Annotated in this window: 12 protein-coding genes and 1 pseudogene; 3 read left to right on the forward strand and 10 right to left on the reverse strand. The window is 71.0% G+C overall.

Translation table 11 applies throughout. The features are described 5' to 3' along the window. The 3 genes from ACWCPM_RS27715 to dxr form a co-directional block, all read right to left on the reverse strand. On the reverse strand, positions 1 to 273 hold a 273-nt coding region (locus tag ACWCPM_RS27715), incomplete at its 3' end, for a flavodoxin-dependent (E)-4-hydroxy-3-methylbut-2-enyl-diphosphate synthase (protein ID WP_450978978.1). 192 nt (positions 274 to 465) lie between these two features. Continuing rightward, positions 466 to 1,758 carry a M50 family metallopeptidase gene (locus ACWCPM_RS27720; RefSeq protein WP_450979028.1) on the reverse strand — a complete coding sequence of 431 codons (1,293 nt, stop codon included), beginning with the start codon at positions 1,756 to 1,758 and terminating at the stop codon, positions 466 to 468. A gap of 8 nt (positions 1,759 to 1,766) precedes the next feature. Beyond that, positions 1,767 to 3,047: a 1-deoxy-D-xylulose-5-phosphate reductoisomerase gene (gene dxr / locus ACWCPM_RS27725; RefSeq protein ID WP_450978979.1), complete on the reverse strand. Its 1,281-nt coding sequence runs from the start codon at positions 3,045 to 3,047 to the stop codon at positions 1,767 to 1,769. 202 nt (positions 3,048 to 3,249) lie between these two features. Here dxr and ACWCPM_RS27730 point away from each other — a divergent pair, with 202 nt between their 5' ends. Next, a complete protein-coding gene (locus ACWCPM_RS27730; protein ID WP_450978980.1) occupies positions 3,250 to 3,705 on the forward strand; it encodes a lamin tail domain-containing protein in 456 nt (151 codons plus the stop codon). A 48-nt stretch (positions 3,706 to 3,753) separates the two neighbouring features. On the opposite strand, the gene ACWCPM_RS27735 is transcribed toward ACWCPM_RS27730, so the two are convergent. From ACWCPM_RS27735 to ACWCPM_RS27745, 3 genes are all read right to left on the reverse strand, one after another. Then, positions 3,754 to 5,688, reverse strand: coding sequence for an acyl-CoA dehydrogenase family protein (locus ACWCPM_RS27735; protein ID WP_450978981.1), 1,935 nt, complete (start codon positions 5,686 to 5,688; stop codon positions 3,754 to 3,756). A gap of 248 nt (positions 5,689 to 5,936) precedes the next feature. Beyond that, entirely contained in the window at positions 5,937 to 6,599 is a 663-nt protein-coding gene (locus ACWCPM_RS27740; protein WP_450978982.1) for a response regulator transcription factor, read from the reverse strand. Between the two features lie 145 nt (positions 6,600 to 6,744). After that, the gene (locus ACWCPM_RS27745) at positions 6,745 to 8,526 is read right to left on the reverse strand and encodes a sensor histidine kinase (RefSeq protein WP_450978983.1); all 1,782 of its coding nucleotides are present in this window, start codon (positions 8,524 to 8,526) and stop codon (positions 6,745 to 6,747) included. A 227-nt stretch (positions 8,527 to 8,753) separates the two neighbouring features. On the opposite strand from ACWCPM_RS27745, the gene ACWCPM_RS27750 reads away from it, so the two are divergent. After that, positions 8,754 to 9,293 carry a hypothetical protein gene (locus tag ACWCPM_RS27750; protein ID WP_450979029.1) on the forward strand — a complete coding sequence of 180 codons (540 nt, stop codon included), beginning with the start codon at positions 8,754 to 8,756 and terminating at the stop codon, positions 9,291 to 9,293. 16 nt (positions 9,294 to 9,309) lie between these two features. On the opposite strand, the gene ACWCPM_RS27755 is transcribed toward ACWCPM_RS27750, so the two are convergent. The 4 genes and pseudogenes from ACWCPM_RS27755 to ACWCPM_RS27770 all read right to left on the reverse strand — a co-directional run bounded on the left by ACWCPM_RS27755 (position 9,310) and on the right by ACWCPM_RS27770 (position 14,219). Continuing rightward, positions 9,310 to 11,526, reverse strand: a complete 2,217-nt coding sequence (locus ACWCPM_RS27755; RefSeq protein ID WP_450978984.1) for a xanthine dehydrogenase family protein molybdopterin-binding subunit — start codon at positions 11,524 to 11,526, stop codon at positions 9,310 to 9,312. Then, positions 11,523 to 12,512, reverse strand: coding sequence for an FAD binding domain-containing protein (locus ACWCPM_RS27760; protein ID WP_450978985.1), 990 nt, complete (start codon positions 12,510 to 12,512; stop codon positions 11,523 to 11,525). Before ACWCPM_RS27760 ends, ACWCPM_RS27755 begins: the two co-directional genes overlap by 4 nt. After that, positions 12,499 to 13,029, reverse strand: coding sequence for a (2Fe-2S)-binding protein (locus ACWCPM_RS27765; RefSeq protein ID WP_450978986.1), 531 nt, complete (start codon positions 13,027 to 13,029; stop codon positions 12,499 to 12,501). The genes ACWCPM_RS27760 and ACWCPM_RS27765 overlap by 14 nt, the downstream gene beginning before the upstream one ends. A 138-nt stretch (positions 13,030 to 13,167) precedes the next feature. Continuing rightward, positions 13,168 to 14,219, reverse strand: a pseudogene (locus ACWCPM_RS27770) (PucR family transcriptional regulator). 511 nt (positions 14,220 to 14,730) lie between these two features. Here ACWCPM_RS27770 and ACWCPM_RS27775 point away from each other — a divergent pair. Then, complete coding sequence (locus ACWCPM_RS27775; protein WP_450978987.1) at positions 14,731 to 15,087, forward strand: DUF805 domain-containing protein; 357 nt, start codon at positions 14,731 to 14,733, stop codon at positions 15,085 to 15,087. Positions 15,088 to 15,095 lie beyond the last annotated feature (8 nt).

Here is a 15,095-nt window from a genome sequence, read left to right on the forward strand (position 1 = left end):
CGGGATCTGCGACTTGCGGGCGATCGTCGACAACGCGTCCGCGTCGTCCTGCGTCGGACACGCCACCCGCACGATCTGGCAGCCCGACGCCGTCAGCTCCGCGATCTGCTGCAGCGTCGCCCCGATGTCCGACGTACGCGTCGTCGTCATCGACTGGACGGAGACCGGGGCGTCCCCGCCGACCGGCACCGTGCCGACCTGGATCTGCCGGCTCTTGCGGCGTTCGGCGAGCTTGGTCGGTACGGACGGCATGCCGAGAGAAATCGCAGTCATCTGCTGTGCAACCCCAAGTCGTGGATCAAGATCCGGTCCCGTCAGCAGCGGGCTCCAGGCTTCGAGATTACGGCACGCCTTCGGGCCTCAGCACATCCCGCCCGGCTAAACCCACTCAATGGAAGGCGGCCCGGCACACACCGTGCCGGGCCGCCACCAACTCCGTGCGACCGGGAGATTCTCACCGGGTGACTAGGAGATTCTCACCGGGTTCACCACGTCGGCGATGAGCACCAGGATCGTGAAGCAGATGAAGATCCCGGCCACCACGTAGGCGACGGGCATCAGCTTCGCCACGTCGAACGGCCCCGGGTCGGGGCGGCGCAGCACCCTCGCCAGGTTCCGCCGCAGCGACTCCCACAGCGCGCCCGCGATGTGCCCGCCGTCGAGCGGCAGCAGCGGAAGCATGTTGAACAGGAACAGGGAGAGGTTGAACCCGGCCACCAGCATCAGGGCCATGGCCAGCTGCTGGGTGGGCGGGATGTCGAGGGTGAAGATCTCACCGCCGACGCGGGCCGCGCCGACCACGCCCATCGGGGAGTCCGGTTCCCGCTCGGCGCCGTCGAAGGCGGCGTTCCACAGGGCCGGGATCTTGCTGGGCAGCGCGGCGAGGGAGTCGACGGCCTCGCCGATCCGGTCTCCCATCCAGACCAGGGACTCGTCGAAGTCCTGCCGGACGACGCCGGTGGCGGCGCTGAAGCCGAGGAATCCGGCGCTGACGTACTCGCCCTGGACGATCTGGCCGTGGGAGTCCTTCTTGGCGACCTGGTTGGTGGCGATCGTGGCCGTCAGGGTGACTTCCTGGCCCTTGCGCTCGACGACGATCGGCACCTCGTTGCCGGGGCTGGCGCGGATCAGGTCGGAGAGCTCGTTCCACTCGTCGGTGCGGACGCCGCCGAAGGCGACGATCTTGTCGCCCGCCTTCAGCCCGGCCGCGGCGGCCGGGGAGGGCTTGTCGGCCGGGGTGCACTTGTCGCGGTTCTCGCTCTGCGCGATCACGCACTGGGAGACCGAGCTGACGCTGGTGGTCTGCTGCGAGATGCCGAAGCCCATCAGCACGACGAGGAAGAGCGCGACCGCCATGACGAGGTTCATGAACGGGCCCGCGAACATCACGATCACGCGCTTCCACGGCTTGCGCGTGTAGAACATGCGGGACTCGTCGCCGGGGCGCAGTTCCTCGAAGGCGGCCGAACGGGCGTCCTCGATCATGCCGCGCCAGGGCGAGGTGGAGCGGGCCTCCAGCCGGCCGTCCGGGCCGGGCGGGAACATGCCGATCATGCGGATGTACCCGCCGAACGGGATGGCCTTCACGCCGTACTCGGTCTCGCCCTTGGTGCGGGAGAAGAGCGTCGGGCCGAAGCCGACCATGTACTGCGGGACACGGATGCCGAAGAGCTTCGCCGTGGACAGATGCCCCAGCTCGTGCCACGCGATCGAGATCAGCAGGCCGACCGCGAACACGACTATGCCGAGGATCATCATCAAGGTCGTCATGCACGCGCCTCCGCGGTGACTGTCTGTGCCGTCATTCCGGTCTGTGCGGTCAGTTCACGGGCCCGGGCGCGGGCCCAGGTCTCCGCTTCGAGGACGTCCGGCACGGTGAGCGAGGTTCCCGTGCCCGGGGTGCCGTGCTCGTGCACGACCCGGGTGACGGTCTCCATGATTCCGTTGAAGGGCAGCGCCCCCCGCAGGAAGGCGTCCACGCACTCCTCGTTGGCGGCATTGAACACCGCCGGGGCGGTGCCCGCGAGCTCTCCGACATGCCGGGCGAGGTCGACGGAGGGGAAGGCGTCCGTGTCGAGCGGGAAGAACTCCCAGGTCGACGCCGTGCTCCAGTCGAAGGCGGGTGCCGCGTCGGGGACGCGCTCGGGCCAGCCCAGGCCGATGGCGATGGGCCCGCGCATGTCGGGGGGCGTCGCCTGGGCGATCGTGGATCCGTCCGTGAACTCGACCATCGAGTGGACATACGACTGCGGATGCACGACCACCTCAATGCGTTCGAAGGGAATGTCGTACAGCAGATGCGCCTCGATGACTTCGAGGCCCTTGTTGACGAGGGTCGCGGAGTTGATCGTGATCACCGGTCCCATGGCCCAGGTGGGGTGGGCCAGGGCGTCCTCGACGGTGACATGCGCCAGCTCCGCCTTGGTGCGGCCGCGGAAGGGACCACCGGAGGCGGTGACGACGAGCTTGCGCACGTCCGCGCGGGTGCCCGCGGCGAGCGACTGGAAGAGCGCCGCGTGCTCGGAGTCGACCGGGATGATCTGGCCCGGCTCGGCGAGCGCCTTGACCAGCGGGCCGCCCACGATGAGCGACTCCTTGTTGGCGAGCGCGAGGGTGCGGCCCGCCTCCAGGGCGGCGAGGGTCGGGGCGAGGCCGATGGAGCCGGTGATGCCGTTCAGCACGGTGTGGCAGTCGGACCCGGCGGTCTCGGTAGCCGCGTCCGGTCCGGCGAGGATCTCGGGGAGCGGCTCTCCCGGACCGTAGTGCGAGGCCAGCGCCTCTCGCAGCGCGGGCACGACGTCCTCGCGGGCCACGGCGACGGTCCGCACCCGGAGCCGGTACGCCTGCTCGGCGAGGAGGGCGACGCGGCCGCCGTTGGCGGACAGGCCGGTCACCCGGAACCGGTCCGGGTTGCGCAGGACGAGGTCGATGGCCTGGGTGCCGATCGACCCGGTGGAGCCGAGGATCACGACGTCCTTGGGGCCGTCGCCCGTCACCGGGTCGTAGACGAGGTGCGGGTCCGCGAGAGGGGCTGGGCTGTCGCTCATGCCCCCATTGTTGCCGCACGGGACGCCCGGCCGGAGCACGGTGCCCCTCACGCGGGTGCCGGAGGGGCGCGTGGTGTCCGTTCCCGGCGGTTCGGGCCCGGTTTCCCCGTCTGTGAAGTTGTCGTGAAGATCATGTGATAACACTTCACTTCTGGCCGGGAGATCCACCGGCCGACGGACGACATCCTGGGGGGATATCTCCATGCGCATACGCGCTGCCTTCACCCTGCCCGCGCTCGCGGGTGCCCTCGCGCTCACCGGTACCGTTCTCAGCACCCCGGCCCAGGCGGCCGGCGGTGTGGTCCTGCGGCACGTCTGGTTCGACAGCCCGGGCTCGGACACCGGCTCCAACTCCAGCCTCAACGGCGAGTGGGTGGAGATCAAGAACACCAGCCGCTCGGCGATCTCGCTGAAGGGCTGGGTGCTCAAGGACAAGGTGAACCACAAGTACGTCTTCCCGAACGTGAAGATCGGGGCCGGCAAGACCCTGAAGGTGCGCACCGGCAGCGGCAACGACACCGCGGCGAACAAGTACCAGGACCGCGGCGCGTACGTCTGGAACAACACCAGCGACACGGCGACGCTGACCAAGGCCAACGGCTCCAAGGTCGACACCTGCTCCTGGACGACCCGGGATCCTAGCGACAAGTGGTGCTGACGCGCCGCGGCGGGTGCGGGAACCGACCCGCACCCGCCGCGCGCCGCCTCACCTGATGGGCCGGTGCAGGTTCTCCTTCTGCGACGGGCCGGGCGTCGCGTCCGCGATCCAGGGGCCGTCGCCCGAGGGGTCGACGACGCCCTGCTCCAGCCACTCGTAGCCGCCGGCCAGGACGTTCTCGACCACCTTGCGGTCGAGGTCGTCGGTGTTGGTCCACAGCCGGCCGAAGAGCTCGTCGACGCGGATGCGGGACTGGCGGCAGAAGGCGTCGGCGAGCTGGTACGCCTCACGGCCGTGCTCGCCCCGGCTGCGCAGGAGTTCGGCCCGGACGCACGCCGCGCTCATCGCGAACAGCTCGGCGCCGATGTCCACGACCCGGCCCAGGAAGCCCTGTTTGGTCTCCATCCGGCCCTGCCAGCGGGACATCGCGTAGAAGGTGGACCGGGCCAGTTTGCGGGAGGTGCGCTCGACGTAGCGCAGGTGCGTCGAGAGGTCGATGCCGTGCTTGAACTCCCCGTACGACGCCGGGAGCTGGCCCGCTCCCGCGACCAGTTTCGGCAGCCACTTGGCGTAGAAGACGCCCGCCTGCGCGCCCGCCTTCGCCTTGTCCTGGAGGGACTTGTCGGGGTCGATCAGGTCACCGGCGACCGAGAGGTGGGCGTCGACCGCCTCGCGGGCGATCAGCAGGTGCATGATCTCCGTCGATCCCTCGAAGATGCGGTTGATCCTCAGGTCCCGCAGCATCTGCTCGGCGGGCACCGCGCGCTCGCCGCGCGCCCGTAGCGACTCGGCGGTCTCGAAGCCGCGGCCGCCCCGGATCTGGACCAGTTCGTCGGCCATCAGGCAGGCCATCTCCGAGCCGTAGAGCTTGGCGAGGGCGGCCTCGATGCGGATGTCGTTGCGGTCCTCGTCGGCCATCTGGGACGACAGGTCCACCACGGCCTCCAGGGCGAAGGTGGTGGCCGCGATGAACGCGATCTTCGAGCCGACCGCCTCGTGCCGCGCGACCGGCTTGCCCCACTGCTCACGGGCGGCCGACCACTCCCGGGCGATCTTCAGGCACCACTTCCCGGCGCCGACGCACATCGCGGGCAGCGACAGCCGGCCCGTGTTCAGCGTGGTGAGCGCGATCTTCAGGCCCGCGCCCTCGGGGCCGATCCGGTTGGCGGCCGGTACGCGGACCCGGTGGAAGCGGGTGACTCCGTTCTCCAGTCCGCGCAGGCCCATGAAGGTGTTGCGGTTCTCCACGGTGATGCCCTCGGAGGCGGCCTCCACGACGAACGCCGTGATACCGCCCTTGTGCCCCTCGGACTTCGGCACGCGGGCCATCACCACCAGCAGATCGGCGACGACGCCGTTGGTCGTCCAGAGCTTCACGCCGTCGAGGACGTAGTCGTCGCCGTCCGGGACCGCGGTGGTGGCGAGGCGGGCCGGGTCGGAGCCGACGTCCGGCTCGGTCAGCAGGAAGGCGGAGATGTCGGTGCGGGCGCAGCGGGGCAGGAAGACGTCCTTCTGCTCCTGGGTGCCGAAGATCTTCAGCGGCTGGGGCACGCCGATCGACTGGTGCGCGCTCAGCAGCGCGCCGACGGCCGGGTTGGCGGAGCCGACCAGGGCGAGGGCCTTGTTGTAGTACACCTGCGTCAGGCCCAGGCCGCCGTACTTCGTGTCGATCTTCATGCCGAGGGCGCCGAGCTCCTTGAGCCCGTCGATGACGTCGTCGGGAATCCGCGCGTCGCGCTCGATGGTGGCGGAGTCGATCTTCGTCTCGCAGAAGTCGCGAAGCTTGGTGAGGAACTCCTCGCCGCGCTGCGCGTCCTCGTCGGGCGGCAGCGGGTGGGGGTGGATGAGGTCGAGGCGGAAGCGCCCGAGGAACAGTTCCTTGGCGAAGCTGGGCTTGCGCCAATCCTGTTCCCGGGCCGCCTCGGCCACCTGACGGGCCTCACGTTCGGTGACGGTGGGTCGGGGGGTGGGAGCTGCGGACATGACGCTCACCTCGCCGTGAAGAGGGATCAAGGTCCGTATCGGTTACCGACGGGTGCTACCCGTTCGTATGTACCCGATCCCGGACGGGGCCACCACCCCGCGCGCAACGCTTCGTCCCGATGCCGGCGGAGTCAGGGGCCTGTCGACGTGCCCCGGCCCTGGTGGTCCTCGCCTCCGGGGACCACCGCGGGCGCCGCCGGCGCGCTTGCGCCGGTCGGGTGTACGGGTGATGGGCCGGGGTGCCCGGGTCAGCCGGCGCCCGGACGGAGACCCGCGTCGCGGGCGAGGAGGGCCGCCTGGACGCGGTTGTCGCAGTCGAGCTTGGTCAGGATGCGGCTGACGTACGTCTTCACCGTGGCCTCGCTCATATGCAGCCGGGCGCCCGCGTCGGCGTTGGACAGGCCCTCGCCGAGCAGGGCCAGCACGTCGCGCTCCCGAGCGGTCAGGCCGGCCAGCCGGCGCCGGGCCTCCTCACCACGGGCGGCGGCACCCGGGGACGCCAGGGTGTCCACCACGTGGCGGGTGGCCGCCGGTGAGAGGTAGGCGTCGCCGGCGGCCGCCGCGCGGACCGCGTGGATCAGCTCCTGCGGCGCGGAGTCCTTCAGCAGGAAGCCCGCGCCGCCGTGACCGAGCGCGCGCAGCACGTTGTCGCGCTCGCCGAAGGTGGTCAGGATCAGCACCCGTACGTCCGGCGCGACCCGGCCCAGCTCCGCCAGTGCCGTCAGCCCGTCCATCACCGGCATCTGGATGTCCAGCAGCGCCACGTCGACCGCGGTGCCCCGGGCGGTCTCCACCGCCGCGCGCCCGTCACCCGCCTCGGCGACGACGTCGATGTCGTCGGCCGAGGTGAGGATCATCCTGATGCCGGCCCGTATGAGCGGCTCGTCGTCGGCGACGAGGACCCGGATCACGCGGCCTCCTGCGCGGTGTCGGTCGGAAAGCGGATGGCGGAGCCCCGCCATCATGCCGTGCTCCGACCGGCCTTGCCGTGCTCCGGCCGCACTTGCCGTGCCTCGGACCGCGACGGCCGCGGCGGCCTCAGCGGTCCCCCGGTGTCTACTCGGACGCGAACCTCGCCTTGTCCACCAGTGCGCCGTCGCGGAAGCAGAACCGGTACACCTTCTCGACGTCCTCGGACCAGAAGTGACGGCACGTCGCCCCCACGGGCGGCGGCGGGCCCTCGCTCTCCATCCCGGCGGTCAGCACCGAGTCCCCCTCGGGCAGCTTGTCCCGCACGGCCGCCTCGGAGTCGCCGAGCCGCACGGACTCGTAGACGCTTCTCGGGATCGTGGCGCTCTCCACGTCGTCCATCAGGGCGACGACTCCCCAGACCCCCAGGGCGACGATGCCCGCGACGACGACGAAGGCGGTGACGGCGCAGCCGATGGCCACGTTCTTCTTTCTGCTCATGATGGCGGCGAACTCCCCTTGCGGATCGGACCGGTCGATGACCGCTCCACCGTCGCCCGCCGCGCCCGGCCCTCGCTGCCCCCGGAAGTCGTCCTCCGTGTCGACGGAAGTCGCCTCCCTCCGGGCCGCGGCGGGATCGGTCTCCGGGCTGCCGTAGGGCAGCACGCCCGCCACCCGGAAGCCGCCGTCGGCCGTGGGGCCCGTGTGGACCATGCCCCCGACGAGCCGGGCCCGTTCCCGCAGGCCCGCCAGGCCCTGGCCGCCGCTCACCGCGTGCGGGGCGGCCGAAGTACCGCCCGGGACGGGCCCGTTGGCCACCTCCACCAGCAGGCTGTCCGGCTCGTAGCGCAGCGCCACGGTGATCGGGGCGCCCGGCGCGTGCTTGTGGGCGTTGGTCAGGCCCTCCTGGGCTATCCGGTAGGCCGCGTGGTCGGCGGCCGGCGCCAGCGGCCGGACGTCACCGGAGCGGCGCAGTTCGACGGCGGCCCCCGCGGCGCGGGACGACTCGACCAGGCCGTCGACGGCGCCCACCACGCGCCCGGCCGGGCGCCCCACGTCCGGGTCGGCTGCGGCGTCCGGCGGTCCCCCGGCGCCCTGGGCGCCGTACGCCCCGTCCTCCTCCTCACCCGGTTCGCGCTCGTCCCGGTCCTCGTGCAGGATGCCCACGGCCTCGCGCAGCTCCCGCATCGCCGCCACGGACGCCTCCCGCAGGATCCGCACCCCCTCCCGCTGCCGGTCGTTCAGGTCGGTGGCGACCTCCAGCGCTCCGGCGTGCACGGAGATCAGGGCGAGTTGGTGGCCGAGGCTGTCGTGCATGTCCTGGGCGATGCGATGGCGTTCCAGCAGCCGGGCCTGCCGTGCCACCATCCGCTGCTCACGCACGAGTTGGGCGTTGTGGCGGCGCAGGGCGTCGAGCAGGGCGTGGCGCTGCGCCCGGTAGCGTGCCGCCAGCCCCGGCACGATCGCCAGCGTCAGGAACATCACCGCGCTCAACGCGCCCGTGGTGGACAGGGACAGCGCGGAGTCGGCGTCGATCTCGTTGCGGGCGGTGAGCGCCACATGCAGCACGAACGCGACGGCGTACGCGGCGAGGGCGCGCCCGGGCTTCATGATGCGGCTGCCCGCCGACCAGCTCGCGTAGACCAACAACGGTGTCGCCGCGACCAGTTCGCCGGCCATGGCGGCCGACACGACCAGCACCGTCGCGGGCAGGGAGCGCCGGACGAGCGACAGCGCCGCGACCACCGCGGCCACGGCGAAGGCCCGGAGCCCGAGCCCGGTCTCCGCGGCGCCGAACAGCCCCGCGAGCCCGGCGAGGACGACGGTGAGCACGCTCTCCCCGGCGATCCGCCCGCCGCTCCAGGGGGACGCGGCGGCGAGCCGGGACCGCAGGGGCCGTGCGGCGAGGGCGATGTCTGCTGCTTCCACGGGCAGACGATAGGCAGCGGCCGCGGGCGCGCGCATCATCCCTTCGTCGCGGCCGGGCGCGACTTCGGAGGACTGACGCGGCCCGCGGGAGGCGGTGAGGATGGCACGGCCGGCCGGAGGACGGGACGACGGCCTGACGGCGGACCCGGAGAGGGAGCGGAACAGTGGACGACACGGCGCGAACACGGACTCACGAGCGTTTCACCGTGCGGCAGAAGGTGACCCTCATGGTCAACCGGTACGTCGTGACGGAGACGGGACCGGACGGCTCCGAGGGCAGGGTGGTCGCCTTCGCCGAGCAGAAGCGGATGACGCTCAAGGAGCGGATGACGTTCTACGCCGACGAGTCGAAGGACCGCGTCCTGTTCACCGCCGAGGCCCGTCAGGTCCTCGACGTCGGCGCCGTCTACGACGTGCGGGACGGGGCGGGCGCGACCGTGGGTTCGTTCCGCAAGAAGTTCGCCGCCTCGTTGCTGCGCTCCACCTGGGACCTGGAGATGCCGGGCTCGCTCGACGCGACCGGACGCGAACGCAGCCGGTTCGTGGCGGTGCTGCGCCGCGTCTGGGGGGTACTGCCGCTCGACTTCGTGCCGTTCGCGTGGCCGTACCACTTCGACTTCACCTCGGGCGGCGGTGAGCCGGTGATGTCGGTCGAGAGGAAGTTCGGCCTGCGCGACCGCTACGTCCTCGACATCGCCTCCCCCGGCCTCGACGCCCGCCTGGCCATCGCGCAGGCGGTGGCCCTGGACGCGCTCCAGTCCCGGTGACGGGGGACGCCCGTCCTCAGAGCATCAGCTGGTCGATGGTGAGCGGAAGGGACCGCAGCCGACGGCCGGTGGCGTGGTGGATCGCGTTGCCGATGGCCGCCGCCAGACCGACCAGGCCGACCTCGCCGACCCCCTTGGTGCCCGCCGACGAGGCGCGGTCGGGTTCGCCGCAGAAGATGACGTCGATCTCGGGGATGTCGGCGTTGACCGGCATCAGGTAGTCGCCGAAGGTGGCGTTGGCGATGCGCCCCGTGCCGGCGTCGGTCGCGGTCTCCTCGAACATGCCCTGGCTGATGCCTCCGACGGTGCCGCCGATGATCTGGCTCCTCGCGGTCTTCTCGTTGAGGATGCGCCCTCCGTCGATGGCCGTGACGACGCGTGCCACCCGCAGCAGGCCCAGCTGGGGGTCGACGCGCACCTCGACGAACTTGGCGCCGAAGGCCCCGGCGGGGGCCATGCCGATCTCCTCGGCCACCGGTGGGGTGTAACGGCCGTCCGCGCTGAGCTCCTCCAGGCCGTGCCGGGCGAGGATGTCGACGAAGGCCTCGCCCCGGTCCGGGGCGTCGACGCGGTACAGCCGTCCTCCGCCGACCGCGACATCCGCGGCGGCGGCACCGCGCAGCGGGGACGCCTCGTCGTCGTGCACCACGTCGAGGAACTCCTGGACGAGTCCGGAGCAGGCGATCTTGACCGCGCCGGACAGCGCACCGGTCAGCCCGGACCCGCCCGCCATGGGCGCGTAGGGCATGTCGGAGTCGCCGAGGTCGAAGCGGACCTTGCCGATCTCCAGTCCGAGCAGTTCGGCCGCCAGCTGTGTCATGACCGTGTAGGTGCCGGTGCCGAGGTCGGTGGCGGCGCTGCGCACATAGGCCGAGCCGTCGCGGCGCAGCGACGCCCGTGCCTGGCAGGGGCACTGGAAGAAGGGGAAGGCCCCGGCCGCCAGCCCGTACCCGACGAGCCACCGGCCGTCCCGCATCGAGCCGATCTCCGGCCTGCGCAGCGACCAGCCGAAGCGTTCCGCGCCCAGGGTGAGGCACTCGCGCAGCGCGTTGCTCGACCAGGGCAGTCCCAGGACGGGGTTGATCTCGGCGAAGTTGCGCAGCCGGAACGCCAGCGGGTCCATGCCGATGGCGTGGGCGGCCTCGTCGATGGCGGACTCCAGGGCCCAGCTGCCCTGCGCCTCGGCAGGCGCTCGCATGGAACCGGGGCACGGGATGTTCAGCCTGGCCTGCCGGTCCCGCGTGCGGGCGTTGGGGCAGGCGTAGGCGACCGCCGAGCCGAAGGACACCGGTTCCCAGTCCTCGTCCTCCATGGTCACCGACGAGATGCTGTGGTGCTCGACCGCGGTGAGGGCGCCGGAGCGGGTGACGCCGATCTTGATCTGCTGCACGCTGTCGGGGCGGTGCCCCACGGAGCTGAACATCTGGGGCCGGGTCAGGACCAGCTTCACCGGGTGCCTGACCTCGCGGGCGGCCAGCACGGCCAGGATGGTGTGGGACCACACACGCAGGCCGGCGCCGAAGCCGCCGCCGATGAAGGGGACGAGGACCCGGATTCCGCTCTCCGGGATCCCGAAGATCTGCGCGATGGACGTGCGCACGTTGTGCGGCCACTGCGTGGAGTCGTGGATGGTGACCGAGTCGCCGTGCCAGGCGGCGACGGTGGCCATCAGACCGAGCGGGTTGTTGGTGTTGTCCGGAGTGGTGTACCGCCCCTCGATCACCACGTCGGCCTCGGCGAAACCGGCCTCGACGTCGCCGCGTTCGTGGTCCAGGCCCCACGGGTCGTCCACGATCTGCGCCCGGGGGTCCTCCGTGTCGAGCAGCGGCTGGGCGGCGGCGTCGTACTCGACACGCACGAGGGACGCCGCGTACCGGGCCTGCTCCGGGGTGTCGGCCACGACGACCGCGACATGCTGGCCGTGGTGCAGGATCCGGTCGTCCTGCATCGGAGTCGGCACGGACGGCCCGAGCAGGGTCATCGGCCCGCGCTCCAGGTGCGGCGCGGTCAGGTGGGTGATGACCGTGAGGACACCCGGGGCGGACTGCGCCTCGGAGGCGTCGATGGCGCGGATGCGTCCGGCGGCGACGGTGCTGCCGACCAGGGCCGCGTGCACCATGCCGGGATAGCTGAAGTCGTTGGGGTAGTTCGCCGCCCCGGTGACCTTCAGCGGCGCGTCGACGCGGTCGATGCCTTCGCCGATCATCGGCGGGCGCGTTTCGACGGTGGTCATGAGGGTGCTCCCACGACAGTCTCGAGGGTGCGCACCAGGGTGCGCTTGGCGAGTTCCACCTTGAACGCGGTGCCCGGCAGGGTCCGGGCGCCTTCGAGGGCCGCCTCCGCCGCCGCCCGGAAGGTGTCGTCGTCGGCCGCCGCTCCCCGCAGCACCGCTTCGGCGCACCAGGCCCGCCAGGGGATCGTGCCGACGCCGCCGAGGGCGATCCGGGCCTCGCGGACGGTGTTGCCGTCCATCTCCAGGGCGACGGCCGCCGAGGTCAGGGCGAACTCGTAGGACACACGGTCACGCACCTTGATGTAGTGCGACCTGGTTCCCCGCGGCAGCAGCGGGATCTCCACCTCGGTGATCAACTCACCGTGGTGCAGGACGTTCTCGATGTCGGGCGTCGTGCCGGGCGGCAGGTAGAACTGCGTCAGCGGAATGGGCCGGGGGCCGTCCTGGCCCTGGACGTGGACGATCACGTCGAGCGCCACGAAGGGGACCGCGACGTCCGACGCGTGCAGCGCGATGCAGTGCTCGCTCGTGCCCAGGATGGCGTGCATGCGCTGGATGCCGGTGATCGCCGCGCAGCCCGACCCGGGGTCGCGCTTGTTGCAGGCGCCCACGGTGGGGTCGCGGAAGTAGCGGCACCGGGCGCGCTGGAGAAGGTTGCCGCCGATGGTGGCCATGTTCCGCAGCTGGGTGGAGGCGCCGAGCAGCAGTGCCTCCCGCACGAACGGCAGCCGTTCCCGGAGCACGGCGTCCGCCGCTAGCTCCTCCATCGTCGTGAGGGCTCCGACGTGCACCGACGCCTCGGTGTGCATGATGCCCCGGAGCGGCAGCCTGGTGATGTCCACCAGCCGGTCGGGGTGCAGGACACCGTCCTTCATCAGATCCAGCTGTGTGGTGCCGCCGGCGAGGAAGGACGTCCGCGGATCAGCGGTCACCGCCGCCACCGCCTGGTCGGACTCGGTGGCCCGGACGTACTCAAAGGGACGCATCGTCACCCTCCGCCACGACTTCGCGAATGGCGGCGCAGATATTCGGATAGGCGCCGCATCGGCAGATGTTCCCGCTCATGAATTCGCGGATGTCCTCGTCCGTCCCCGCGCGGCCCTCGGCCCGCAGACACACCGCGGACATGATCTGCCCGGGCGTGCAGTATCCGCACTGGAACGCGTCGTGCCGCGCGAACGCCGACTGCATCGGATGCGGCTGACCGTCGTCCCCGAGTCCCTCGATCGTGGTGATCTCACGGCCGTCGTACTGGGCCGCCAGCGCGAGACACGACACGATGCGCTTTCCGTCCACGAGGACGGTGCAGGCACCACAGGCCCCCTGGTCACACCCCTTCTTGGCACCCGTGAGACCGAGATGGTCACGCAGGGCGTCGAGAAGCGTCACACGTGAGTCGAATCGCAGCTGATAGGAGTCGCCGTTGACATTCAGGATGACGTCCACGCCCGGGAGTTCCGGCGTCGCTTCGCTGGGGCGCGTCGTGATGTCGACATGCTTCATAGCGCCTCGATCCGCTCGATCCTGCGCAGGGCGATATGACGGGGCGCCTTCTGGTGCAAAGCGCCATTAGACGATGCTAGAACCGGCCCCGGCGGCTCGCCATTCAGGGAACGGGGTCCGTCGTCGGCGGCGATCGTCTCAGAGCGCTGTGGCGGGCCAGTCGAGAGCCGGGCCCCGATGACCGCGGTCTGGAGCATGTAGCGGTGGGCGGAGTCGGCCGGGTGGGCGCCCATGAGCTTGTGGACGCTTTCGAGCCGGTAGGTCAGGGCGCGCACGCTGAGGGACAGACGGCGGGCGGTCTCGGCGGCGACGCAGCCGGGGTCGAAGTGGGCGGTGAGGTGTCGAGTGTCGAGAGGGGGTGGGCGCCGCCGCGTGCCGCCGTCAGAGGGCCGGGAGTGTGGGCGACCAGGTCGGCCATGGCCTGTCGGTCAGGGGCAGGACGGGGTGGACGAGGAGGTCGGCGCTGCGCAGGACGACGGGCGCTTCCAGGTCCAGGCGCTCGGCGAGTTCGAGGGCGTTGAGGGCTTCCTCGTAGGAATGGACGCCCCTCGCCGGGGCCGGGCTGGGGCCGCCCGATGGCGACCCTGCCGCCGTCCGTGGCGGCATGGGCCTGCTTGGCGGAGAACGTGAGGACCTCGTCCTGGTACCCCGGTGCGATGCACAGCAGTCGGCCGTCCTTGGTGGTGAGCAGGATGCTGCGCTCACCGAAGCGGGCGATGAGGGCCCGTTCCACCTGCCGGGGTACCGGGTCGCCCTCGTCGTAGGGGACCGAACCATAGGCGACGGCGACCGCGTGCGCGTGGGACAGTCGCAGGCCGAAGCGCTCGGCGAGTCGGCCCAGGTCGCTGCGGCCGTAGAGGAGATCGTCGATGAACTCCCGGCGGACCGCCGCCTCCTGGCGCACCGCCGGACGCCGAGCACGCTCGTAGCCCTCCGCGAAGGCGTCGATCACCTGCTGCACCGCGGCGAGGGCACGGTCGGCTGTGCCCGAGGCTCCAGGCGGCGCGCCCCGCCGTCACATGTGCGCTGACCAGGCCGCGCAGACCGTGCCCGGCCTCCACGGCGTGCTCGCCCGGGGCGCGCCTCGAAGCGATCTCGTCGCGTGTGAGACGTCGTCCGGTGGCCGATACCTCCGCCAGGATCTGGGCATAGCCGCTCAGATACCGCTCGTGTCCTTGCCTGCCCGTCACCTGGTCCGCCGCTTCCCTGACGCACCGGTGCGGACTTCGCTGGCCCACCGGGCAGGCGGAACCTACTCGACGCTGCCGGGAACCGGCGATGGCAGGAGCCTCCGCGCCGCGGGCCCTGTCCACCACTCCCGACTGTTGGCCCGGACGGGCACTGTGCGGAGTCGCGACCAGGTATCAGGGCGGGGACGCAGACTACGGACAGAGGTCGTTGCGGACTCGAATCGGCTTAGGAGTGGCAACAGATTGCACACACTTCGACCACTGCCGAGGGGGCCGTGAGGCCTCCGGGGGACGTACACCGTGACCGTGACGCCTCGACAGACTGCAATCTTGGAATGAGTTATCCGGAAATTGCGGCCGTTCTCTGCTGCGGCTCGCCTTGCGGAGCCACCTTTTCGGAGTCCGATCCGGGCTCACATATCGCGTTGACGGGTCCCCATCAGCTACGTACGGTTTGCGTCTGGTCGAGGCCGAGCGGTAAGGCCCAACTCACCATCCCTGGGGGGATCCCATGAACTGGTTCATCACTGCCCTCAAGAAGTACGCGGTGTTCAGCGGGCGCGCGCGCCGCAAGGAATACTGGATGTTCTTCCTGTTCTACATGATCCTCGCCGTCGCGGCGGCGATCATCGACGTGCTCATCAACATGCAGATCGTCAGCCTCGTGCTGGCGCTCGGGCTCTTCCTGCCCTCCTTGAGCATCACGATCCGACGCCTGCACGACACCGACCGTTCGGGCTGGTGGATCCTCATCGGCCTCATCCCGCTCGTCGGCGGGATCGTCCTGCTGGTCTTCGCCTGCACCGACGGCAAGCCCGGCGACAACAAGTACGGCCCGAACCCCAAGGACGTGCCGGCCCACGCCTGACGTACGCA

The organism is Streptomyces sp. NPDC002309 (assembly GCF_053593375.1).

What these genes read in the sequence shown, in the direction of transcription:
- ACWCPM_RS27720 (WP_450979028.1), bottom strand. Translation starts at nt 1,758, where the DNA reads ATGATGATCCTCGGCATAGTCGTGTTCGCGGTCGGCCTGCTGATCTCG.
- dxr (WP_450978979.1), bottom strand. Translation starts at nt 3,047, where the DNA reads ATGAGCGACAGCCCAGCCCCTCTCGCGGACCCGCACCTCGTCTACGAC.
- ACWCPM_RS27730 (WP_450978980.1), top strand. Translation starts at nt 3,250, where the DNA reads ATGCGCATACGCGCTGCCTTCACCCTGCCCGCGCTCGCGGGTGCCCTC.
- ACWCPM_RS27735 (WP_450978981.1), bottom strand. Translation starts at nt 5,688, where the DNA reads ATGTCCGCAGCTCCCACCCCCCGACCCACCGTCACCGAACGTGAGGCC.
- ACWCPM_RS27750 (WP_450979029.1), top strand. Translation starts at nt 8,754, where the DNA reads ATGGTCAACCGGTACGTCGTGACGGAGACGGGACCGGACGGCTCCGAG.
- ACWCPM_RS27755 (WP_450978984.1), bottom strand. Translation starts at nt 11,526, where the DNA reads ATGACCACCGTCGAAACGCGCCCGCCGATGATCGGCGAAGGCATCGAC.
- ACWCPM_RS27760 (WP_450978985.1), bottom strand. Translation starts at nt 12,512, where the DNA reads ATGCGTCCCTTTGAGTACGTCCGGGCCACCGAGTCCGACCAGGCGGTG.
- ACWCPM_RS27765 (WP_450978986.1), bottom strand. Translation starts at nt 13,029, where the DNA reads ATGAAGCATGTCGACATCACGACGCGCCCCAGCGAAGCGACGCCGGAA.
- ACWCPM_RS27775 (WP_450978987.1), top strand. Translation starts at nt 14,731, where the DNA reads ATGAACTGGTTCATCACTGCCCTCAAGAAGTACGCGGTGTTCAGCGGG.